Annotated in this window: 12 protein-coding genes and 1 tRNA gene; 6 read left to right on the plus strand and 7 right to left on the minus strand. The window is 34.9% G+C overall.

Annotated elements, in window-relative coordinates; all coding sequences use genetic code 11:
• Window positions 1–44: 44 nt before the first annotated feature.
• On the plus strand, window positions 45–2711 hold the full coding sequence (gene ppdK, locus AC0QT1_RS05530) for a pyruvate, phosphate dikinase (protein ID WP_473201837.1): 2667 nt from the start codon (window positions 45–47) through the stop codon (window positions 2709–2711).
• A gap of 426 nt (window positions 2712–3137) precedes the next feature.
• Here ppdK and AC0QT1_RS05535 read toward each other — a convergent pair whose 3' ends face one another.
• Entirely contained in the window at window positions 3138–3983 is an 846-nt protein-coding gene (locus AC0QT1_RS05535; RefSeq protein WP_473201809.1) for a peptidoglycan-binding domain-containing protein, read from the minus strand.
• Window positions 3984–4865: 882 nt separating this feature from the next.
• Between AC0QT1_RS05535 and AC0QT1_RS05540 the strand changes: the two genes are divergently transcribed.
• Both AC0QT1_RS05540 and AC0QT1_RS05545 read left to right on the plus strand, forming a co-directional pair.
• A complete protein-coding gene (locus tag AC0QT1_RS05540) occupies window positions 4866–5207 on the plus strand; it encodes a DUF5330 domain-containing protein (RefSeq protein WP_473200807.1) in 342 nt (113 codons plus the stop codon).
• A 158-nt stretch (window positions 5208–5365) separates the two neighbouring features.
• Window positions 5366–5782: a SufE family protein gene (locus AC0QT1_RS05545; protein WP_473200806.1), complete on the plus strand. Its 417-nt coding sequence runs from the start codon at window positions 5366–5368 to the stop codon at window positions 5780–5782.
• Window positions 5783–5838: 56 nt separating this feature from the next.
• Here the strand turns inward: AC0QT1_RS05545 and AC0QT1_RS05550 are convergent, their stop codons facing one another.
• Complete coding sequence (locus AC0QT1_RS05550; RefSeq protein ID WP_473200805.1) at window positions 5839–6276, minus strand: Ros/MucR family transcriptional regulator; 438 nt, start codon at window positions 6274–6276, stop codon at window positions 5839–5841.
• 691 nt (window positions 6277–6967) lie between these two features.
• On the opposite strand from AC0QT1_RS05550, the gene AC0QT1_RS05555 reads away from it, so the two are divergent.
• A complete protein-coding gene (locus tag AC0QT1_RS05555; RefSeq protein ID WP_473200804.1) occupies window positions 6968–9061 on the plus strand; it encodes a S9 family peptidase in 2094 nt (697 codons plus the stop codon).
• 87 nt (window positions 9062–9148) lie between these two features.
• On the opposite strand, the gene AC0QT1_RS05560 is transcribed toward AC0QT1_RS05555, so the two are convergent.
• Window positions 9149–9751: a superoxide dismutase gene (locus AC0QT1_RS05560; protein WP_473200803.1), complete on the minus strand. Its 603-nt coding sequence runs from the start codon at window positions 9749–9751 to the stop codon at window positions 9149–9151.
• Between the two features lie 683 nt (window positions 9752–10434).
• On the opposite strand from AC0QT1_RS05560, the gene AC0QT1_RS05565 reads away from it, so the two are divergent.
• Window positions 10435–10509, plus strand: a tRNA-Gln gene (locus AC0QT1_RS05565).
• A gap of 267 nt (window positions 10510–10776) precedes the next feature.
• Here AC0QT1_RS05565 and AC0QT1_RS05570 read toward each other — a convergent pair.
• From AC0QT1_RS05570 to AC0QT1_RS05580, 3 genes are read right to left on the minus strand one after another with little or no spacing between them, the layout of a single operon-like run.
• Window positions 10777–11241 (minus strand): toxin-activating lysine-acyltransferase, encoded by a 465-nt coding sequence (locus AC0QT1_RS05570; protein WP_473200590.1) that lies wholly within the window; start codon window positions 11239–11241, stop codon window positions 10777–10779.
• On the minus strand, window positions 11241–12569 hold the full coding sequence (locus tag AC0QT1_RS05575) for an HlyD family type I secretion periplasmic adaptor subunit (RefSeq protein WP_473201810.1): 1329 nt from the start codon (window positions 12567–12569) through the stop codon (window positions 11241–11243). Before AC0QT1_RS05575 ends, AC0QT1_RS05570 begins: the two co-directional genes overlap by 1 nt.
• Window positions 12559–14136, minus strand: coding sequence for a peptidase domain-containing ABC transporter (locus AC0QT1_RS05580; protein WP_473200592.1), 1578 nt, complete (start codon window positions 14134–14136; stop codon window positions 12559–12561). Before AC0QT1_RS05580 ends, AC0QT1_RS05575 begins: the two co-directional genes overlap by 11 nt.
• 341 nt (window positions 14137–14477) lie before the next feature.
• On the opposite strand from AC0QT1_RS05580, the gene AC0QT1_RS05585 reads away from it, so the two are divergent.
• The gene (locus AC0QT1_RS05585; protein ID WP_473200593.1) at window positions 14478–14780 is read left to right on the plus strand and encodes a hypothetical protein; all 303 of its coding nucleotides are present in this window, start codon (window positions 14478–14480) and stop codon (window positions 14778–14780) included.
• Between the two features lie 1318 nt (window positions 14781–16098).
• On the opposite strand, the gene AC0QT1_RS05590 is transcribed toward AC0QT1_RS05585, so the two are convergent.
• Window positions 16099–16884, minus strand: a complete 786-nt coding sequence (locus AC0QT1_RS05590; protein ID WP_473201811.1) for a DUF1499 domain-containing protein — start codon at window positions 16882–16884, stop codon at window positions 16099–16101.
• Window positions 16885–17158: the final 274 nt, after the last annotated feature.

A 17158-nucleotide genomic window follows, 5' to 3' on the forward strand; every position in this document is an offset into this window, starting at 1 on the left:
TCAATCAAGTGATGTTTTGATGCTGAGATGGGAGGATTTGTATGATGACAAAATGGATTTATAGTTTTGGTGATGGTAATGCAGAAGGAAGTGCTGGGGAGCGCAATCTTCTCGGCGGCAAAGGGGCTAATTTAGCAGAAATGAGTAATCTTGGTCTTCCTGTACCTCCTGGATTTACTCTGACGACAGAAGTTTGTAATTTTTATTATGCACATGATAGGTCATATCCGAAAGGATTACAGGAAGCTGTTAAACAAGCGCTTAAATGTATTGGTGAACAAACGGGGCGTGAATTTGGTAACGAAAAAAGGCCGCTTTTACTCTCTGTTCGCTCTGGAGCTCGTGCTTCTATGCCAGGAATGATGGATACGGTCCTTAATCTTGGTATGAATGATAAGACTGTACAAGCAATTGCTTTACAAGCCAATAATGAACGCTTTGCTTATGACAGTTATCGTCGTTTTATCCAAATGTATTCTAATGTTGTTTTGGGATTAGATCATTCGTACTTTGAAGAGATTCTTGATGAGTCAAAAGCACGCAATGGTTATAGTGTTGATACAGAGATGACGGCAGCTGATTGGAAAGATGTTATTCTTTCTTATAAAATATATATTGAAGAGAAGTTAGGAAAGCCTTTTCCACAAGATCCTGAGCAACAGTTGTGGGGAGCAATTGGGGCAGTTTTTTCAAGTTGGATGACTGCACGTGCAGTTACTTATCGCCGTTTACATAATATTCCTGAAAGTTGGGGAACGGCAGTTAATGTGCAAGCTATGGTTTTTGGCAATATGGGAGAAGATTCAGCAACGGGTGTTGCTTTTACACGCAATCCATCAACAGGGCAAAAAGAACTTTACGGTGAGTTTTTAGTTAATGCTCAGGGTGAAGATGTTGTTGCGGGTATACGTACTCCCCAGAATATTACAGAAAATGCACGTATTGTTGCAGGTTCAAATAAACCATCATTGGAAAAAATCATGCCGGAGGCTTTTTTGCAGTTGTGTCAGATTGCACAGAAGCTTGAACAGCATTATCGTGATATGCAAGACCTCGAATTTACCATTGAAAAAGGTAAATTATGGATGTTGCAGACCCGTTCAGGCAAGCGAACGGCACGTGCGGCTTTAAAAATGGCGATTGAAATGGTTGAAGAGGGATTAATAAGCCGTGAAGAGGCGGTATTGCGAATTGATGCAAAATCGCTTGATCAGCTTTTACATCCAACACTTGATCCCAAAGCAGAGCGTTTTGTTATTGCACGCGGATTACCTGCTTCTCCAGGAGCAGCAACGGGTGAAATTGTTTTTACTTCAGAAGAGGCAGAAACTGTATCTGCAGAAGGTCGTAAAGTTATTTTGGTGCGTGTAGAAACAAGCCCAGAAGATATTCATGGGATGCACGCTGCAGAAGGGATTTTAACGACACGTGGTGGTATGACAAGTCATGCAGCGGTTGTTGCACGTGGTATGGGAAAGCCATGTATTTCAGGTGCTGGTAATGTACGGATTGATTATAACACAAACACAATGTTTGCTTCAGGACAAAACTTTAAAAAGGGTGATGTCATTACAATTGACGGTGGAAGTGGAGAAATTTTCAAAGGGAAGGTTGCTATGTTGCAACCTGAGCTTTGTGGAGATTTTGCAAAATTGATGGAGTGGGCTGATGAGATGCGGCGTATAAGAGTTCGCACGAATGCTGAAACACCATCTGATGCACGTATGGGGCGTTCCTTTGGAGCTGAAGGTATTGGACTTTGCCGCACAGAACATATGTTTTTTTCTGGTGAACGTATTATTGCCATGCGTGAAATGATTTTAAGTAATGATGAAAGTGGGCGTCGTAAAGCATTGGATAAACTTTTACCAATGCAGCGCTCAGATTTTATTGAATTATTTGAAATTATGTCTGGTTTGCCTATTACTATCCGCTTACTAGATCCACCATTACATGAATTTTTACCAAAAAAGGATACAGAAATTCTTGATGTTGCAACGGCTATGGGGGTATCTGCTGATGTACTTTCTGAACGCGCGCAGCAGTTGCACGAATTTAACCCTATGCTTGGATTACGAGGATGCCGTTTAGCTATTACTTATCCTGAAATTGCAGAAATGCAAGCACGAGCTATTTTTGAAGCAGCAGCAGAAGCTGCTCAAAAAACTGGCTCTCCTGTTCTGCTTGAAATCATGGTACCGCTTGTTGCGCTTAAATCTGAACTTGATTTTGTAAAAGCTCGTATTGATCAGGTTGCTAGTGAAGTGATGACGGAAAAGGGAAGAAATATTCAGTACATGGTTGGGACGATGATTGAGCTTCCAAGAGCGGCTCTTCGAGCAGATGAAATAGCTGAAACAGCTGAATTTTTTTCATTTGGAACAAACGATTTGACACAAACTACTTTTGGAATTTCACGTGATGATGCTGCTCCCTTTTTAGAAACCTATTTTCAAAAAGGACTTTTAGAACAAGATCCTTTCGTATCGATTGATCGTGATGGGGTAGGGGAGCTTATTTCTATTGCTGCACAGCGAGGTCGTTCTCGACGTGAAAAAATTAAACTGGGAATTTGTGGTGAACACGGAGGTGATCCTGCGTCTATTACTTTATGTGAAGAAAATGGTTTGGATTATGTTTCATGTTCTCCTTTTCGGGTGCCAATTGCGCGTTTAGCAGCAGCACAATCAGCTCTTGTAAAAAAAATATAAAAAGATTTTGAGTTTTTTATTCAATAGTAGTTTTCTTGTATTTAGCTAGCTCATAGCGGATGTGCTTCCTTATTTATTACAAATATTTCATTCCTCTGCGAATGTCTCTTGTAATAGATAAGAAAATGAGTTCATCGTGATTCATGATGAAAAAAGTTGAAACGACAGAATCTTATTCTTGATAGTTCTTTTTAAAGTGGCAAAAACGATGAATGATCATTTTAAATCAATATTTTGATTACGGTGCGTAGAATAAATTGCACGTGCTTTCTATTTTATGCACTAAAAGGAAAATCCTCTAGGATACATTATGCGTTATAGGGTGAAAGAGAAAATTATACTTTTTATGCATTTATAAAAATAAAGCAGTATAGAATACATTACTGCCATGGTTTCAATTTTTACTCTATAAAATCGACGCTTCTTTCAGTTCAACAAACCAACTTCTCGCATTTTCATTAAAACTGTGTGATCAGTTTTACCTGTTATCGGAAGATCAAACATTTTTTGAAACTGTTTTAAGGATTCTATTGTCTTTTGATCTTCTATACCAGTGACAATAACTTCGTGATTACCAAAAATACGTAAAGCTTTTTGCACTTGTATAATATCTGCAACAAGAGGCTCTGAAACAGTTTCTTTTAAGTGCGGCATATCTTTTGGTTTTGTTGTTTCATGTGCTATTTCTATTTCATTACGTTTAATTAATAGCGCAATTTCATCTGTTGCTGTATTGGGTAACAGATTATTTTGCATTTCGTGAGCAGTTTGTTGTTTCCAAAGTGCTATGGCACGACGCATTTTAGGTCCCTCTATTCCATCTAAAGGGCCATCATAAAATCCTAGCTTTGCCAGCTTCTTCTGCATTTTTAGTGTGTTTTCTGACAAAGCAGGTGAAGATAAATTTTTGTGTAGAGAGCTTTGAAAAGATACAGAAGGGTCTCGAGAAACAGCGTGAAGTTTTGCTTCTTTCTTGGATAAAGTAGAATTTTGCTCTATATATGGAGCAAATGGGAACTTCATTTTAGTAAAAATATCTTGGTGTATTATCATTTGTGAAAATAAAGCATTAAATGAAACAAATCCAAAACTAATAGTAAAAAGAATTAATCCAACAAAAAATAAAGTATTTTTTCTTGTATAAAAACAAAGTTTTTTTGCTATCCAAAAAAGAAAATAACTAATTACAAGAAAAAATGTTATAACGATACTACTATAGTATTTACGCTGTTTTAATTTTTTTGTTCTGTGTTGTTTTCGTTGTTTTGCCATTATTTTATTTGTTTATTTCTAATAGAATGATTATAAGTTATTTTCATTTTCACTAAGAGGAAGACTTATCTACGTCATTGCTCTTTCTTTTAAATTATTAATAAATAAGCTTTTTTTATGAATGTATAAGCTGATAAATCAATAATAGCTCTCATCCAAATTTTAAAATCTCATATTATACAGCATTTTTGACTATATAAAAAATCCTTCAACTCTACGATACTATTTACATTCGTAAGAGGCATCGTCACATATCATCATCTAAATTGAAAGTTTTATGTCACTTCCTTATTTTTTGCGCAGATATTTTGTAGTCTTTGAAATCAAAATTGAACCACATCTACTTATCCCATTGTATCGCTGATAGCATTATGTGACATTTTTCAAATGTTTTACATTTACATAGGTTTATATTTTTACCCAATGCTGGTGGATAGCATTATATTCTCATATAAATTTATTTTCCTAATATTTGATAAATATCAACGGATGAGATTTAAAATATCTGCAAAAACAGGTTAGCTGTTTAATCTTTACAACCTGATAGAGTGTCTTTTTATAAAAAAGAAAATTGCAATATGAAGTATTGTAATTTTTATGCATTTTCATGGTTATTAGGTATAGTTTTTTGTCGCAATTACATCTAGTTTCATTATATGTGATGAAGAGGGCCAATTAGCATATTTTAACGCTCTTATTTTTACTACGCAGTTTTTATGTTAATTTTTTAATGAAAAGTTAATACATCCCGTTTTTGTACAGCTACTTCATATCTTATTATGACGCAGTTAATGCTGTAAATTTGATAAAAGAATCGTTTTATAAAGAGGAATATAAAATACTGATTTTGTTTTATCTACAATTGCGGTGCGTTGGTTGCTTATGATACGTTTTTTGATCAAATTATTATTATTTTTGTTTTTCATTTTTGTCATTATTTCGTTTTTCGTAGAAAAGCCGAGCAATTATCATTCTCCTACCCAAAGAGATAATGAGACAAGAACGAGTGATGTGATTATTGCTTTTAAGGAAGCTTTAAATGATTTAGGAAAATTCTGTGACCGTAATATAGAAGCCTGCAAAGTAGGAAAGTCCTTTTTAAGCTCACTTGGAGAACGTGCGTATTATGGCGCAAGGGCAGCTTACGAATATTTTGGACGCCTCTTAAATGATAAACGTATAGAAGATCCTCCTCCAAATATTATACCCAAAAAAGGGACATAAGAATCCACATAAAAACAGAAGCATATGAAGCTGAGAACGTTATCTTGCAATAAAAAATCTTTAGCGCTCACGATCGGTGTTATGCTAAGAAGCATGATTATTTATCTGTCAAGAAAGTATATGTAATATGATCGTCAATGTAAAATAGGACTGAAATTATGGCAGAAACGATTGAAAATATTATAGAAAATTTTTCTCTCCTAGACAATTGGGAAGATCGTTATCGCTATGTGATTGAATTAGGCCGCGAATTACCACCTTTTCCAGAAAATGCTCGAAATGATGCACACAAAGTGCCCGGATGTGTTAGCCAAGTCTGGCTGTTATCTTCACGTAATAATTCAGACAACCCAATATTAACATTTCAAGGTGATTCTGATGCCCATATTGTGCGTGGGCTAATTTACATTCTTCTTGCCTTCTATTCAGGCAAAAAAGCTTCTGAAATTCGCAATGCTGACGCCGAGGGACTCTTTCAAACACTCGGATTAAAAGAAAACCTCACACCACAACGATCGAATGGTCTTAAATCAATGATTGAACGAATCCGTAAAGAAAGTCATCTATCAAACTAACATCTTGTAAAACACACATCTAAAGGCTTTAAAGGCAACTAGTCTTTTAGATGCTATTACTTGTTTTTTTTCCGTTTGCTTTTGCGCCCAAGTCCCATTTCCTTTGCTAAAGCGGAGCGTGCTTTTGCGTAATTAGGTGCTACCATAGGATAAGAGCTATCCAATTGCCACTTTTCACGATATTCTTCTGGCAACATTCCATAATGAGTCATAAGGTGGCGCTTTAAAGATTTAAATTTCTTTCCATCTTCAAGGCAGATAAGATAATCTGGAAAGATTGAGCGTTTTGGGTTAACAGCTGGCCTCTGCTTTTCAACTTCTACTTCTGCTAATTCTATCCCCCCCGCTTTACAAAAAGCGGCATGAACATCAGCAATCAAACTTGGCACTTCAGTCGGTCGGATAGAATTATTACTTACGTAGGCAGCAACAATATCAGCAACCAATGTAATAACTAAATTGCTTTCAGTCTCTAAGACTGGACGATGTTCCATTCTTGTTTCCTTTATTTAAAATCGAGTAATTTATCGAGATACAGCACATATATTCATGATATGAGATCCATGCACATAGGCTTCATATTGTACAAAAATCTTTTTTGTCAATTCAATTATTCTATAAAATTGCTAAAACACAAAAAAATCAAATAAAAACCTACTTTTAGTCATAATATACAATAAGAAAAACTGAATGATTGGTCTCTTAAAATATAGTTTTTAAATAATATTTTATAAATAAAATATATCATTAATTTAATTATTTCAAAAATAGTATAAACATAACAATATAATATACTAAAAATCTCACGATTTTTACATTACAATATTAAAAATATAAATTAATATTGCAAATAAAAATATATTTTATATAATAAAACATAAATATATTGTATAAAAGTAAATTTAATTTTATATATTGAAAATAAATTTATATTATTTCCAATAAAAATTAGTTCTGCTACAAAATAACCTTATTTTTCTAGTCTGTCACTTTTATAAAAAGTGCATTATCCTCATAGAGGACGATCCCTATGATATGCTATAAACAGAAGTACATGGTATAATTGTGCAATCTATCGCAGTTGTATTTTATAACTGAGTGGAACTTACAGCTTTATGCACTTGCATAAATGATACGATTCTAACATATAAACGAAACTCTTAGTTTTTTTATATAGGATCGTGTATGAACAACTCTTCCACAATACCCCCAAAAGCATCAAAAATCATTCATAAAGAAACATATCATGGTATTTGTCGTGATGATCCCTATCATTGGCTACGTGCCTCTAATTGGCAAGATGTTTTTAAAAATCCGAATTGTCTTGATGAAAATATACGACAGTATCTTGAAAAAGAAAATACTTATCAGGCTTTGCAGATGGCTGATACAAAGTCATTACAAGATTTGCTTTTTACTGAAATGAAGAACCGTATTCAAGAGAATGATAGTTCTGTTCCTATAAAACGTGGTCCTTTTGCTTATGGATTTTCTTATGTTACTGGAGGTCAACAACCACATTATTTTCGTACATCCAGAGATGGGGGAGAAAAAAACATTTATCTTAATGGTGATGTTTTAGCTGAAGGGAAAGAATATTTCAATTTTGGTTCAGTTCAAGAATCTCCTGATCATAAACATGTAGTATGGACCTATGATGATAAAGGATCAGAATTCTATACAGCTAAAATTCGTAATTTGGAAACATTGTCTGACTGTATGGACACAATTACTAATACATCGGGACAAATTGTGTGGGATGCTAAATCGGAAGGTTTTTTCTATATTAAAATGAATGAAAACCACAGACCTTCAGAGCTTTATTATCACCGATTAAACACTGATCAATCGCAAGATAAGCTTATTTTTCGTGAAGATAATCCAGGATTTTTCTTACATGTCAGTGGTTCTAAACTTAATGATGTTATTTATATTAATGTTCATGATCATGAAACGTCAGAGATTTGGTTGATCCCTGCTGAAGCGCCGCTCACCCTTCCCCAATGTGTACGGAAGCGACAAAAAGGTATTGAATATTCACTAACAGAAGGCGGTGATGTTTTTTATATTCTGACCAATCTGGATAATGCAAAAGATTTCAAAATTATGGTAGCGCCGTATGCATCTCCACAATCAGAAAACTGGTCTGAACTTGTATCACATCAGTTGGGATGCCTCATATTATCCCATGATGCTTATCAAGATTTTCTTATCTGGATCGAACGTTTTGAGGGGCTTCCACGTATAAAAATAATGGAGCGTATCACTAAACAAATTCATTCCATTGATTTTACCGAAGAAACTTATTCTTTAGGTCTACAAGGTGCTGCAGAATATAACAGTCAAACTATTCGTTTTTCCTATTCGTCTATGACAACACCAGATCAAGTGTTTGATTATGAGATGAAAAGTCGCAAACGAATGCTTTTAAAAACGCAAATAATTCCTTCTGGGCATAATAAGGATGAGTATGTAACGCGACGTATTACTGCAATAGCAGATGATGGTGAGAAAATTCCTATTTCACTTTTTTATCATAAAACTACTGTTCTTAATGGTCGTGCACCCTGTTTGCTTTATGGTTATGGTGCCTATGGAATCTCCATTCCAGCCAGTTTTAATAGCACTGTGCTTTCTTTGGTTAATAGGGGTTTTATTTATGCAATTGCTCATATTCGTGGAGGAAAAGAAAAAGGAGTTGAGTGGTATGAGAAAGGAAAACATCTCTTTAAATACAATACCTTTAAAGATTTTATTGCTTGTGAGCGCTACCTTGTAGAAAATAAATTTACTTCTCATGATCGCCTTATTGCTCAAGGTGGCTCAGCGGGAGGGATGCTGATGGGAGCCATTGCCAATATAGCTCCGCAGGATTTTGCTGGAATCGTTGCGAATGTGCCTTTTGTTGATGTTTTAAATACTATGTTAGATGCTTCACTTCCATTAACACCTCCAGAATGGCCAGAATGGGGAAATCCTCTTGAATCAGAAGAAGATTATAAGCTTATCATGTCCTATTCACCCTACGATAATGTTAAAGCTCAAAAATATCCTCCTATGCTTGTGATGGCAGGATTAACAGATCCTCGTGTAACTTATTGGGAGCCTGCAAAATGGGTGGCAAAATTACGAGACTTAAAAACAGATGATAATGTAATTTTATTGCGCACTAATATGGACTCAGGTCATGCAGGCGCAGCTGGACGTTTTTCGAAGCTAGAAGAGATTGCATATATCTACGCATATATTCTGAAAATAGTAGGAAAAAATTGCTGTTAATTTAAAATATCTATATCTTTTCGAAAGTCCCCATAATCTAATTGATTATGGGGACTTTAGTAAAAAGCGAAAAACCATTCAGACAGCTTACAATCCACAATCTTCATAAAGTTTCAACACATAATCCCAATTAATTAAATGATCTACGAAAGCTTCAAGATATTTCGGGCGCGCATTGCGGTAATCAATATAATAGGAATGTTCCCACACATCGACGCCAAGAATAGGTTGAGCATCATGAACTAAAGGATTTTCACCATTAAGCGTTTTTATAATTTCAAGCTTTCCATCTTTAACAGCAACCCATGCCCATCCAGAACCAAATTGGGAACCGGCAGCAGCAATAAAATTAGCGCGGAATTTATCATAGCCACCTAGATCACTTTCAACAGCTTTTGCTAGTTTTTCAGGGAGTTTTTGACCACCACCACCTTTTTTCATCCAATGCCAAAAATGGTTATGATTGTAATATTGCGCCGCATTATTAAACAGCCCAACATTGTTTCCAAAACTTTTTTTAACAATATCTTCAAGGCTTTCATTTTCTAACCCTAAATCTTTTACAAAATTATTGGTATTGGTAAGATAAGCGAGGTGATGCTTATCATGATGATATTCAAGTGTTTCGCGTGACATATAAGGCGAAAGGGCATCATAATCATAAGGCAACGGGGCCAATTCAAAAGCCATTTGAAAATCTCCTCGATTTTAATTGTTAAGCTTACTTCACAAATCCAATTTGCCATTTACTTCATCTAAAAGCAAATGTCGAATATTTGTTGATGGTCATTAATTTTGATGATTCTATAAGGTATTTTTTAGGATCTACGCACTTAATCACTCAAAATATCTCCAACTTTTGCAAGGTAAGACTAGGAGCAGTCTTTTATAAATAGTGATAAAAACTGATCTTTTTTATGATAAACCAATTATGCTCGTTGTGCGTTGTCGTTTTTAACTGTTAGTGGAAGAATATGGGTTATTTTGGACGGAATAAAAAAATCAAAAATGCGGTTGAGAAAAAATCATTAGCACAGAGAGTCTGTCTATGCTTCTATCTCATTTTCACAGTTTAGATTGGAATGTATCAAGAAAATGTATATTATGATAACTTGGAAAATGCATCAGCAAAGCACAAAACTCGTATTCTATGCTCCTATAAAGTAAATGAATAAAATACAAAACAATTGATGGATAAAGAGCTGTTCCTTGTGTTAAGAGGGGAGGAAAGTATGAGTTTCTATTACAAGTTTTGCATTAATATTAATAAAATTTCAAAACTTTATGATAAAAAAGTGAGAGCTTTGATTTTCAGATTGCGTACAGTCATAGGAATCGCTATAAGGTGCGAAAGCGAGTGTGATCGTATTTTTTGGGGTATAGCCAAGCGGTAAGGCACCGGTTTTTGGTACCGGCATTCCCTGGTTCGAATCCAGGTACCCCAGCCAATATTTAATCAAATCAATTTTAAAGAGAAAATTTAAGGACAAAGCTTTAATGAGCTTGTGGGGGGATGGCTAATTTATAATTATCTATAACCATTTCTCTCTTATTTGAGTATGTTAAAAATATTACTGGTGGGTAGCTTAAACTAGGGGCACTAGCATTTAATAGAGACAAATACTTTCCCAAAAATTGATTTTTGGAAGTTCTCATTCATAAGAAGCGTATGAGAGAGAGGGGATGAGTGATTCTATCAATGCGGAATATGAAATCTACAGTGATGGATTTTGTTCTCTATGGCAACACCAGCGGGTAATTTTGCGTATTCCACCGTCTTCATTACGTCGGATAGCGTAACAATATTTTTGATGAGGGAACACATGCCGTTGCATATCGCGTACGATACGAGCAGCATTACCATATGGAGCTACATAATCAATAAACCACATATATTCTCCCCCTTGCCAATTAGCATGAGGCAAAAGCTCTCCTTTTTCAAGCATAGAGTGATGATTTTTCTCATCTAAAAAAGCCCAAGTGACAAAGGCGCAAAATTCTCCACCCTCATTTTTATAGAGCCTGTATTGCCCAGTGCGTAAGGCTGATCCTATATTAAATTCGATATCCCAAATCCGCCAGCGGCGGTGTAAGGGGGATTGAAGCATTAAAACCACCATAGCTCCTAAAGCTGTAAGAGGGTCTATGATCGATGGTGAAGGATTTTCATTTACACACATTATCTTTCCTGTAGAGATTGTTCTAAAATTTTAGTGATAGGCTCAAAGAAGTAGGAAATTAAACGCCGTTTTGCTGTAATGACATCAGCTGTCACGGTCATACCGGGGATAAATTTAAGCTGTTTACCATTCAAATTGAGATGATCTTGGTCAATTTTGATTAAAACTGCATAAGCTCCATTAATTTCTTTATCATAGCGCGCTGTAGCGCCTACATTAACAACGGTACCGTAAATAACACCGAAACGTTCAGGAGGAAAGGCGGAAAACTTTACATAAGCACGTTGGTCTTTTTCCAAAAAGCCAATATCTCGGTTATCAAAAAAGGCTTCAACAATGAGTCCGCCTGTGACAGGGACAATACGCATGAGAGTTTTTCCAGCTTCGATAAAGCCGCCCAAAGTGTGGATACTTAAATCATCAATGCGCCCATCAACGGGTGCATAGAGTGATAAGTGGTCAAGGCGATATTGAGTGCTATCAAGTTTTGCTTTTAACCCTTGAAGATTCAATTCTGTTTCACGAGAAAGTTGGCGATAGCGGGCGATTTCATCGGAAATGAGGCTTTGTCGTTGTTGGCGGAGGGTCTCTATTTCAGCGGTGTTTTCTTCTAGGCGCTTTTGATTGGTTAAAATTTCATGTTCCACATTTTTGAAATCGTGTAAACGTTCTAAATACATTGCTTGGCTGATAACTTTTGTTTCCATCAGGCTTTTTGCAGCTTTTAGTTTTTCTTGAGTTAATTGACGGTCATCCTCTAATCTATCTAATTGTGCATGTTGTGTTGCACCGCTGCGCTCGATGCGGTTTTCTTGTGCTTTTAGTGCTCTTAATTTATCTTGTAGAGATTGAAGGGTAGCGCTAATGAGTTTTTCCCCTTCCATTTTTGCAGTCTTGTTTCCAGAAGAGGGGACAACTTGTAGATAGGCAAGCCCTTTGGTCAGAAAATCTTTATCTAAAGGATCACTTTCACGCAAAGCTGTTAAAATAGCAGTTGCGATTTGTGCTTGAAGGATTTGCTGTGCAATCTCGGCTTGAACGCGTGCGCGCTCATTAAGAGCTTCGCGCGGATCCAATTGGATAAGGAGATCCCCTTGATGAACAAATTGTCCTTCTTTTACTAGAATTTTCTCAATACGGCCTGTATTTTGTGCTTGCACTAGCTGAACATAGGCGCTGGGAATGACCGTTCCTTGCCCCCGTGCAACGATTTCTGTTTTTGTAACAAAGCTACCAATTACAATAAAGAGGAATAAGGTGACTAAAACGGCAACCACCATATGAAGCGTTGGGGACAAAGGGCGTAAACGAGGTGTTTTATCCGCCATTTTTCGCCTCCAGATCAGAAAAGTGTAAGACAGTTGCGTGCTGAGGAAAAAGATCACGTTTGTGGGTAATAACGAGAACGATGTGCTCTTGCGAAAGCTGATATAAATGCTCAACAATCTGTGCACTGACAGTATCATCCAATGCGGAGGTTGGCTCATCCAAAATAAGAAGGCTTGGGTTTATGAGAAAAAAACAAGCTAAAGCCAAGCGTTGGCGTTGACCACCTGATAAAAATCCACCTTGCTCTCCCACTTGTGTTTCTAGTCCTTGTGGTAACTGAGCAATCAAATCTTGACAAGCGCTAGCATACAATGCAGCGTCGATTTCATCTTTTGTGGCATCTGGTTTAGCAAGAAGCATATTTTCAAGAATGGTTCCGGAAAAAAGGCAAGGATTTTGCGGAAAATAAGCGATTGTTTCACGCACGCTACGGATATCAAAATTCTGTAAAGGTTGATTGTTAATGAATATTTTTCCACTTGTTGGGGGATAGAGACCACAAAGGAGCTTAGCCAAGGTTGTTTTTCCACATCCTGAAGGACCAAGCAACATAATCGGTTGTCCAACTTGTAAACAGATATTAAGGTGGTTGATAATTGGTTTCTCTCCGTAAGAAAAACAAAGGTCGTTGGCTTCAAGAAGGGGCGTTGTGGTAAGCTGAAGAGAAGGTTTTTCTTCTTCCCATTCTGATGGGGTATTAAGAATATCGCCCAAACGAAGGCGAGAGATTTTTAAGTGCTGCCATTCTTCCCATAAAGAGGCAAGACTTAAGATAGGACCAGAAACATTACCGGCAAGGAGATGAAAAGCAATAAGTTGCCCTAACGTGATTTGGTTTTGAAGAACAGCTTGAGCACCAAAGAAGATAATAAAGATAGTGAAAAGATCGCCAAAAATATGACTCATGGCCCCATTTAAAAGATGTAATTTACTGGTTGTAAGGCTTTGATCCAAACTACGAGTTAAAGTTTCTTGCATGCGTCTTGTATGAGCTGGCTCTTTTACATGCGCTTTTATGGCTTCAAGGTTAGTAAAACTTTCAATAAGACGCGATTTATGAGCAGCTTGCAAAGTGAAAGTACGGCGTAATTGGCGGCGCAAGAAGGGACCGACCAACGCTAAAGAGCCCATTTGCAAGGGTAAAATAATAAGGACAATAAAGGTAAGTTTCGGACTAATGGAAAAGAGTGCAGCAATATAAATAATGGCAAAAAGAACATTCAGGACGGTTGTCGCAATGGTTCCCGTTAAAAAGCCACGAATTGTATCAACTTCTCCGATTCGTGTGAACAGTTCCCCTACTTGCCAAGTGGATAAGACAGGTAATGAGAGGCTTAACACATGGGTGTAAATACGACGTGCAAATTCTAGAGTCAGCCGATTGGCTAAATAAGCTCCTAAATAGCCCGAGAGGGAGCTAAGAGCTGTGCTAAACAGCATGATAGCAATCATAATGACAACGATAATATAAAGGCTTTCTACACGCTGAAAGGGTAAGATACGGTCGATAATCGCTTGGAAAATAAAAGGATTGACCAAGCCAAGTAAGCGCAAAACAATAGCCACAAGACTGAGTTCAATAACATAATGAATATATTTCTTGGTAGTTTTAGTAAACCAAGAGAAGGATACTAGTTTTTCGGATGAATTGCTCATTTAATTTTATTATTTTGTTAAGAGAAAACTTTGTATCATGTCTCATATTTAAACATTATTGTAAATCAAAATTATTCTTAATTTAAAAATATAGTTTGTTTATAACAATATACACATAATGTATTTATTTTTTTGTAAAAGAAAAATTTAAATTTTGTTCAAATTATGTTTGACACTAATTTGCGATGCATGGTAACAAATTTTCTGTATCATAATGATACGTCATTTTAATAATTAAAAGAGGACTTATTATGTTTGGTTCTATTTTTTCTAATGGTAGGTCTTATGTTTCTAATACTTGGTCAAATATTTCATCAATGAATTTTTCAAGTAGTGGATCACGACCTGGGTGTACTGTTGGAGATTATCTCTCTGCAGGATTTTCAATGGGACATAGGGGACATGATATGGGAGTGGTAGTTGGTGGACTTATGGGGTGGTCAGTTGGAGGACCAATAGGCGCTTTGGAAGGTCTATCATTAGGAGGAAGAGTTGGCTCTACAGTAGGATTTGCCACAGGTATAGGAAATACAGCCTATGGATGTTATCGCTAATTAAAAATCAGCAGATATTTCTAAAATGAACAAGCTTGTAGGCATAATTATGTGTCTACAAACTTGACAGGAAGATTTAGGTGCATAATTTTACAAAATTATATATTTAATTTGGATTTTTTTATGAATGATCTTATTCGTATTATTGTAGAATTATTATTTTCTATATGTGCTTTATTTATATTTTTCTATACATTGTTTTCATATTATAAATCTAAAGGTTATATTAAAAAAGAAATTTGGAAAAAAATTTTGTTAAGAATATTTTTGTTCGTTATATTATTTTCTATGACACTTTTTATTTATATACGTTATTTCTATGAACAATGATTATTCATTATTAATTTGGATTTTTTATGAGTGATATTATTCGTATTATTGCAGAATTATTATCTTCTACATGTGCTTTCTTTATATTTTTCTATGCCATGTTTTTACAGTATAAATTTAAAGGTTATAGTAATAAAGAAATTGTGAAAAAAATTTTTTTAAAAACATTTTTTTTCATTATATTTGTTATATTACTTTCTATAACAGTTTTTATTTTTATACGTTATTTATATAAAAAATGAGTTTTATTATCTTTGTATAATAATGTTTTTGATATTTTATTTTCAATGTTTATATTTTAATTAATTTATAGATACGGTGGTGACAGTTGGAAAAATAGTATAAAGGAAGCGATTAAGACATTTGGGTGGTTCTTTTTGTTATTTTTAGCGTTTTGTTTTATTTATGTTCTGTTTAAATATTAGTTTTTTATATTAATTATGTTTGTAAAATTTAAATAATTTTATAATGTATATAATATATCTATTATGATAGATATTTTAAATATTATTAAGATCGCATTTATTTTAACAATTATTATGTTTGTTTTTAATTTTTTCTTATGTATTTAAATATAAAACTTTTAAAAGTATAAAGTTAGAATTATTTGAAATAATTTTCCTTTTTATATTATATTTTATTGCGGTATATTTATATATATATCTTAAATCATTCGTAAATAGATAAAATTTTTTAATTATTGTAAATAATTATAGCTATATTTGTTAGTTTAGAGATTATTAAATTTGTATCTTGTTATTTTTTTATTATTTTGAGACATTTATTTTTTAAAAGCACAGAGAGAAAAATGAAATAAAGTCATTCAACTCACAACGACAGAGATCTGTAAATTGCTATTCGAGTAATCAAGAACTCTTCAATATAGATTAAGTGTTGAGAATTTAGAACTGATCTGTTAACTTTCGTTCATATTGAAATTCATTGAGAAATAAGCTGTTTATTAAAGGGAATATCTACAGTTAAGTCTCTACTCATCATTTTGAGAAAGGGGAAGGGAAGCGACTTCTGTATCAAGTGCATCCATAAACTCAATAATAAAAGCAGCATTTGTTCCCAAATCTCTTGGCAAATAACGAGAAGCGGAGCGCATATCAACAAAAGTTGTATCCCCTTCATCAGTTAAACGGATGACAATGTCTGAAATAAAGCCAAGGTAAAAAGTTTTCGCTATTGTTTCAATATAAATCTCCTGTTCTTCATTTTTAAACTCTCGTTGAGCCACAACAGGCCAGCCATAAGTTTCTAACACATTGAGAACAGATTGACGAATACGATCAGGTGAACCATCATAACGACGTCCTGACATGTCCGGCCATTGTAACATCTGTAAGGCTGTCTGTTCGGTTAAAACACTCTTAAGCGGTAAAGCATCATTGGGGCGTGTTGTGCGAAAAAAAGCTGGTGGTCTTCGTGTATCAGTAGAGACATCATGAAGAGCTGGTAAAGTAAACCAAAACCAAAAAAATAAGACTAATGGTGTGCCAGAAATTAATGAATAAATAATCCCTTTTAAAGCTTTCATTCCCCCTAGAGCGCCGCACTCCCACAAACTGTAAAGCGCTTTGAATGCAAGAAAAAGAGAAACAGCGATACAGCAAGCAGAAATAACTATTAAAACTATGAAATCGACGGCATGAATTACAGAAAAACGTTGTAAAAGCATTGAAAATAACAAAATAAAAAATGCTAACCCGCTAAAACGTGGGGACCACACTGCTGCCCTTGAAATTAACCGAACATATTTTTTTCTCATGAAATTCTCTTCCCCTCAATTGTGACTCTTAAATAAAACTCTTTTCAGACTTTATATCTTTAAAAGTTTCTGGTCATACAACAAAAGTAAAGCACTTATCCTTGAGATCAAGGATGTGGAATATTTCATTAATTTCCAATAATTATTTTGGCAAATTCATTAAGAGCAATAGTCATTCTTCCTATAGTTTATAATCGTATTGATCCAATTTTATGAGAATAATTTATCACATAAAAATAAATTCAGAGGACAAGCTATAAGGTTGATGCAAATC

The sequence above is a fragment of the Bartonella sp. P12B genome, from assembly GCF_055796185.1.

Excerpts from the sequence above, each read along its gene's own strand:
- AC0QT1_RS05540 (WP_473200807.1), top strand. The coding sequence starts at position 4,866 with ATGATACGTTTTTTGATCAAATTATTATTATTTTTGTTTTTCATTTTT.
- AC0QT1_RS05560 (WP_473200803.1), bottom strand. The coding sequence starts at position 9,751 with ATGGCTTTTGAATTGGCCCCGTTGCCTTATGATTATGATGCCCTTTCG.
- AC0QT1_RS05535 (WP_473201809.1), bottom strand. The coding sequence starts at position 3,983 with ATGGCAAAACAACGAAAACAACACAGAACAAAAAAATTAAAACAGCGT.
- AC0QT1_RS05590 (WP_473201811.1), bottom strand. The coding sequence starts at position 16,884 with ATGAGAAAAAAATATGTTCGGTTAATTTCAAGGGCAGCAGTGTGGTCC.
- ppdK (WP_473201837.1), top strand. The coding sequence starts at position 45 with ATGACAAAATGGATTTATAGTTTTGGTGATGGTAATGCAGAAGGAAGT.
- AC0QT1_RS05550 (WP_473200805.1), bottom strand. The coding sequence starts at position 6,276 with ATGGAACATCGTCCAGTCTTAGAGACTGAAAGCAATTTAGTTATTACA.
- AC0QT1_RS05575 (WP_473201810.1), bottom strand. The coding sequence starts at position 12,569 with ATGGCGGATAAAACACCTCGTTTACGCCCTTTGTCCCCAACGCTTCAT.
- AC0QT1_RS05545 (WP_473200806.1), top strand. The coding sequence starts at position 5,366 with ATGGCAGAAACGATTGAAAATATTATAGAAAATTTTTCTCTCCTAGAC.
- AC0QT1_RS05555 (WP_473200804.1), top strand. The coding sequence starts at position 6,968 with ATGAACAACTCTTCCACAATACCCCCAAAAGCATCAAAAATCATTCAT.
- AC0QT1_RS05585 (WP_473200593.1), top strand. The coding sequence starts at position 14,478 with ATGTTTGGTTCTATTTTTTCTAATGGTAGGTCTTATGTTTCTAATACT.
- AC0QT1_RS05570 (WP_473200590.1), bottom strand. The coding sequence starts at position 11,241 with ATGTGTGTAAATGAAAATCCTTCACCATCGATCATAGACCCTCTTACA.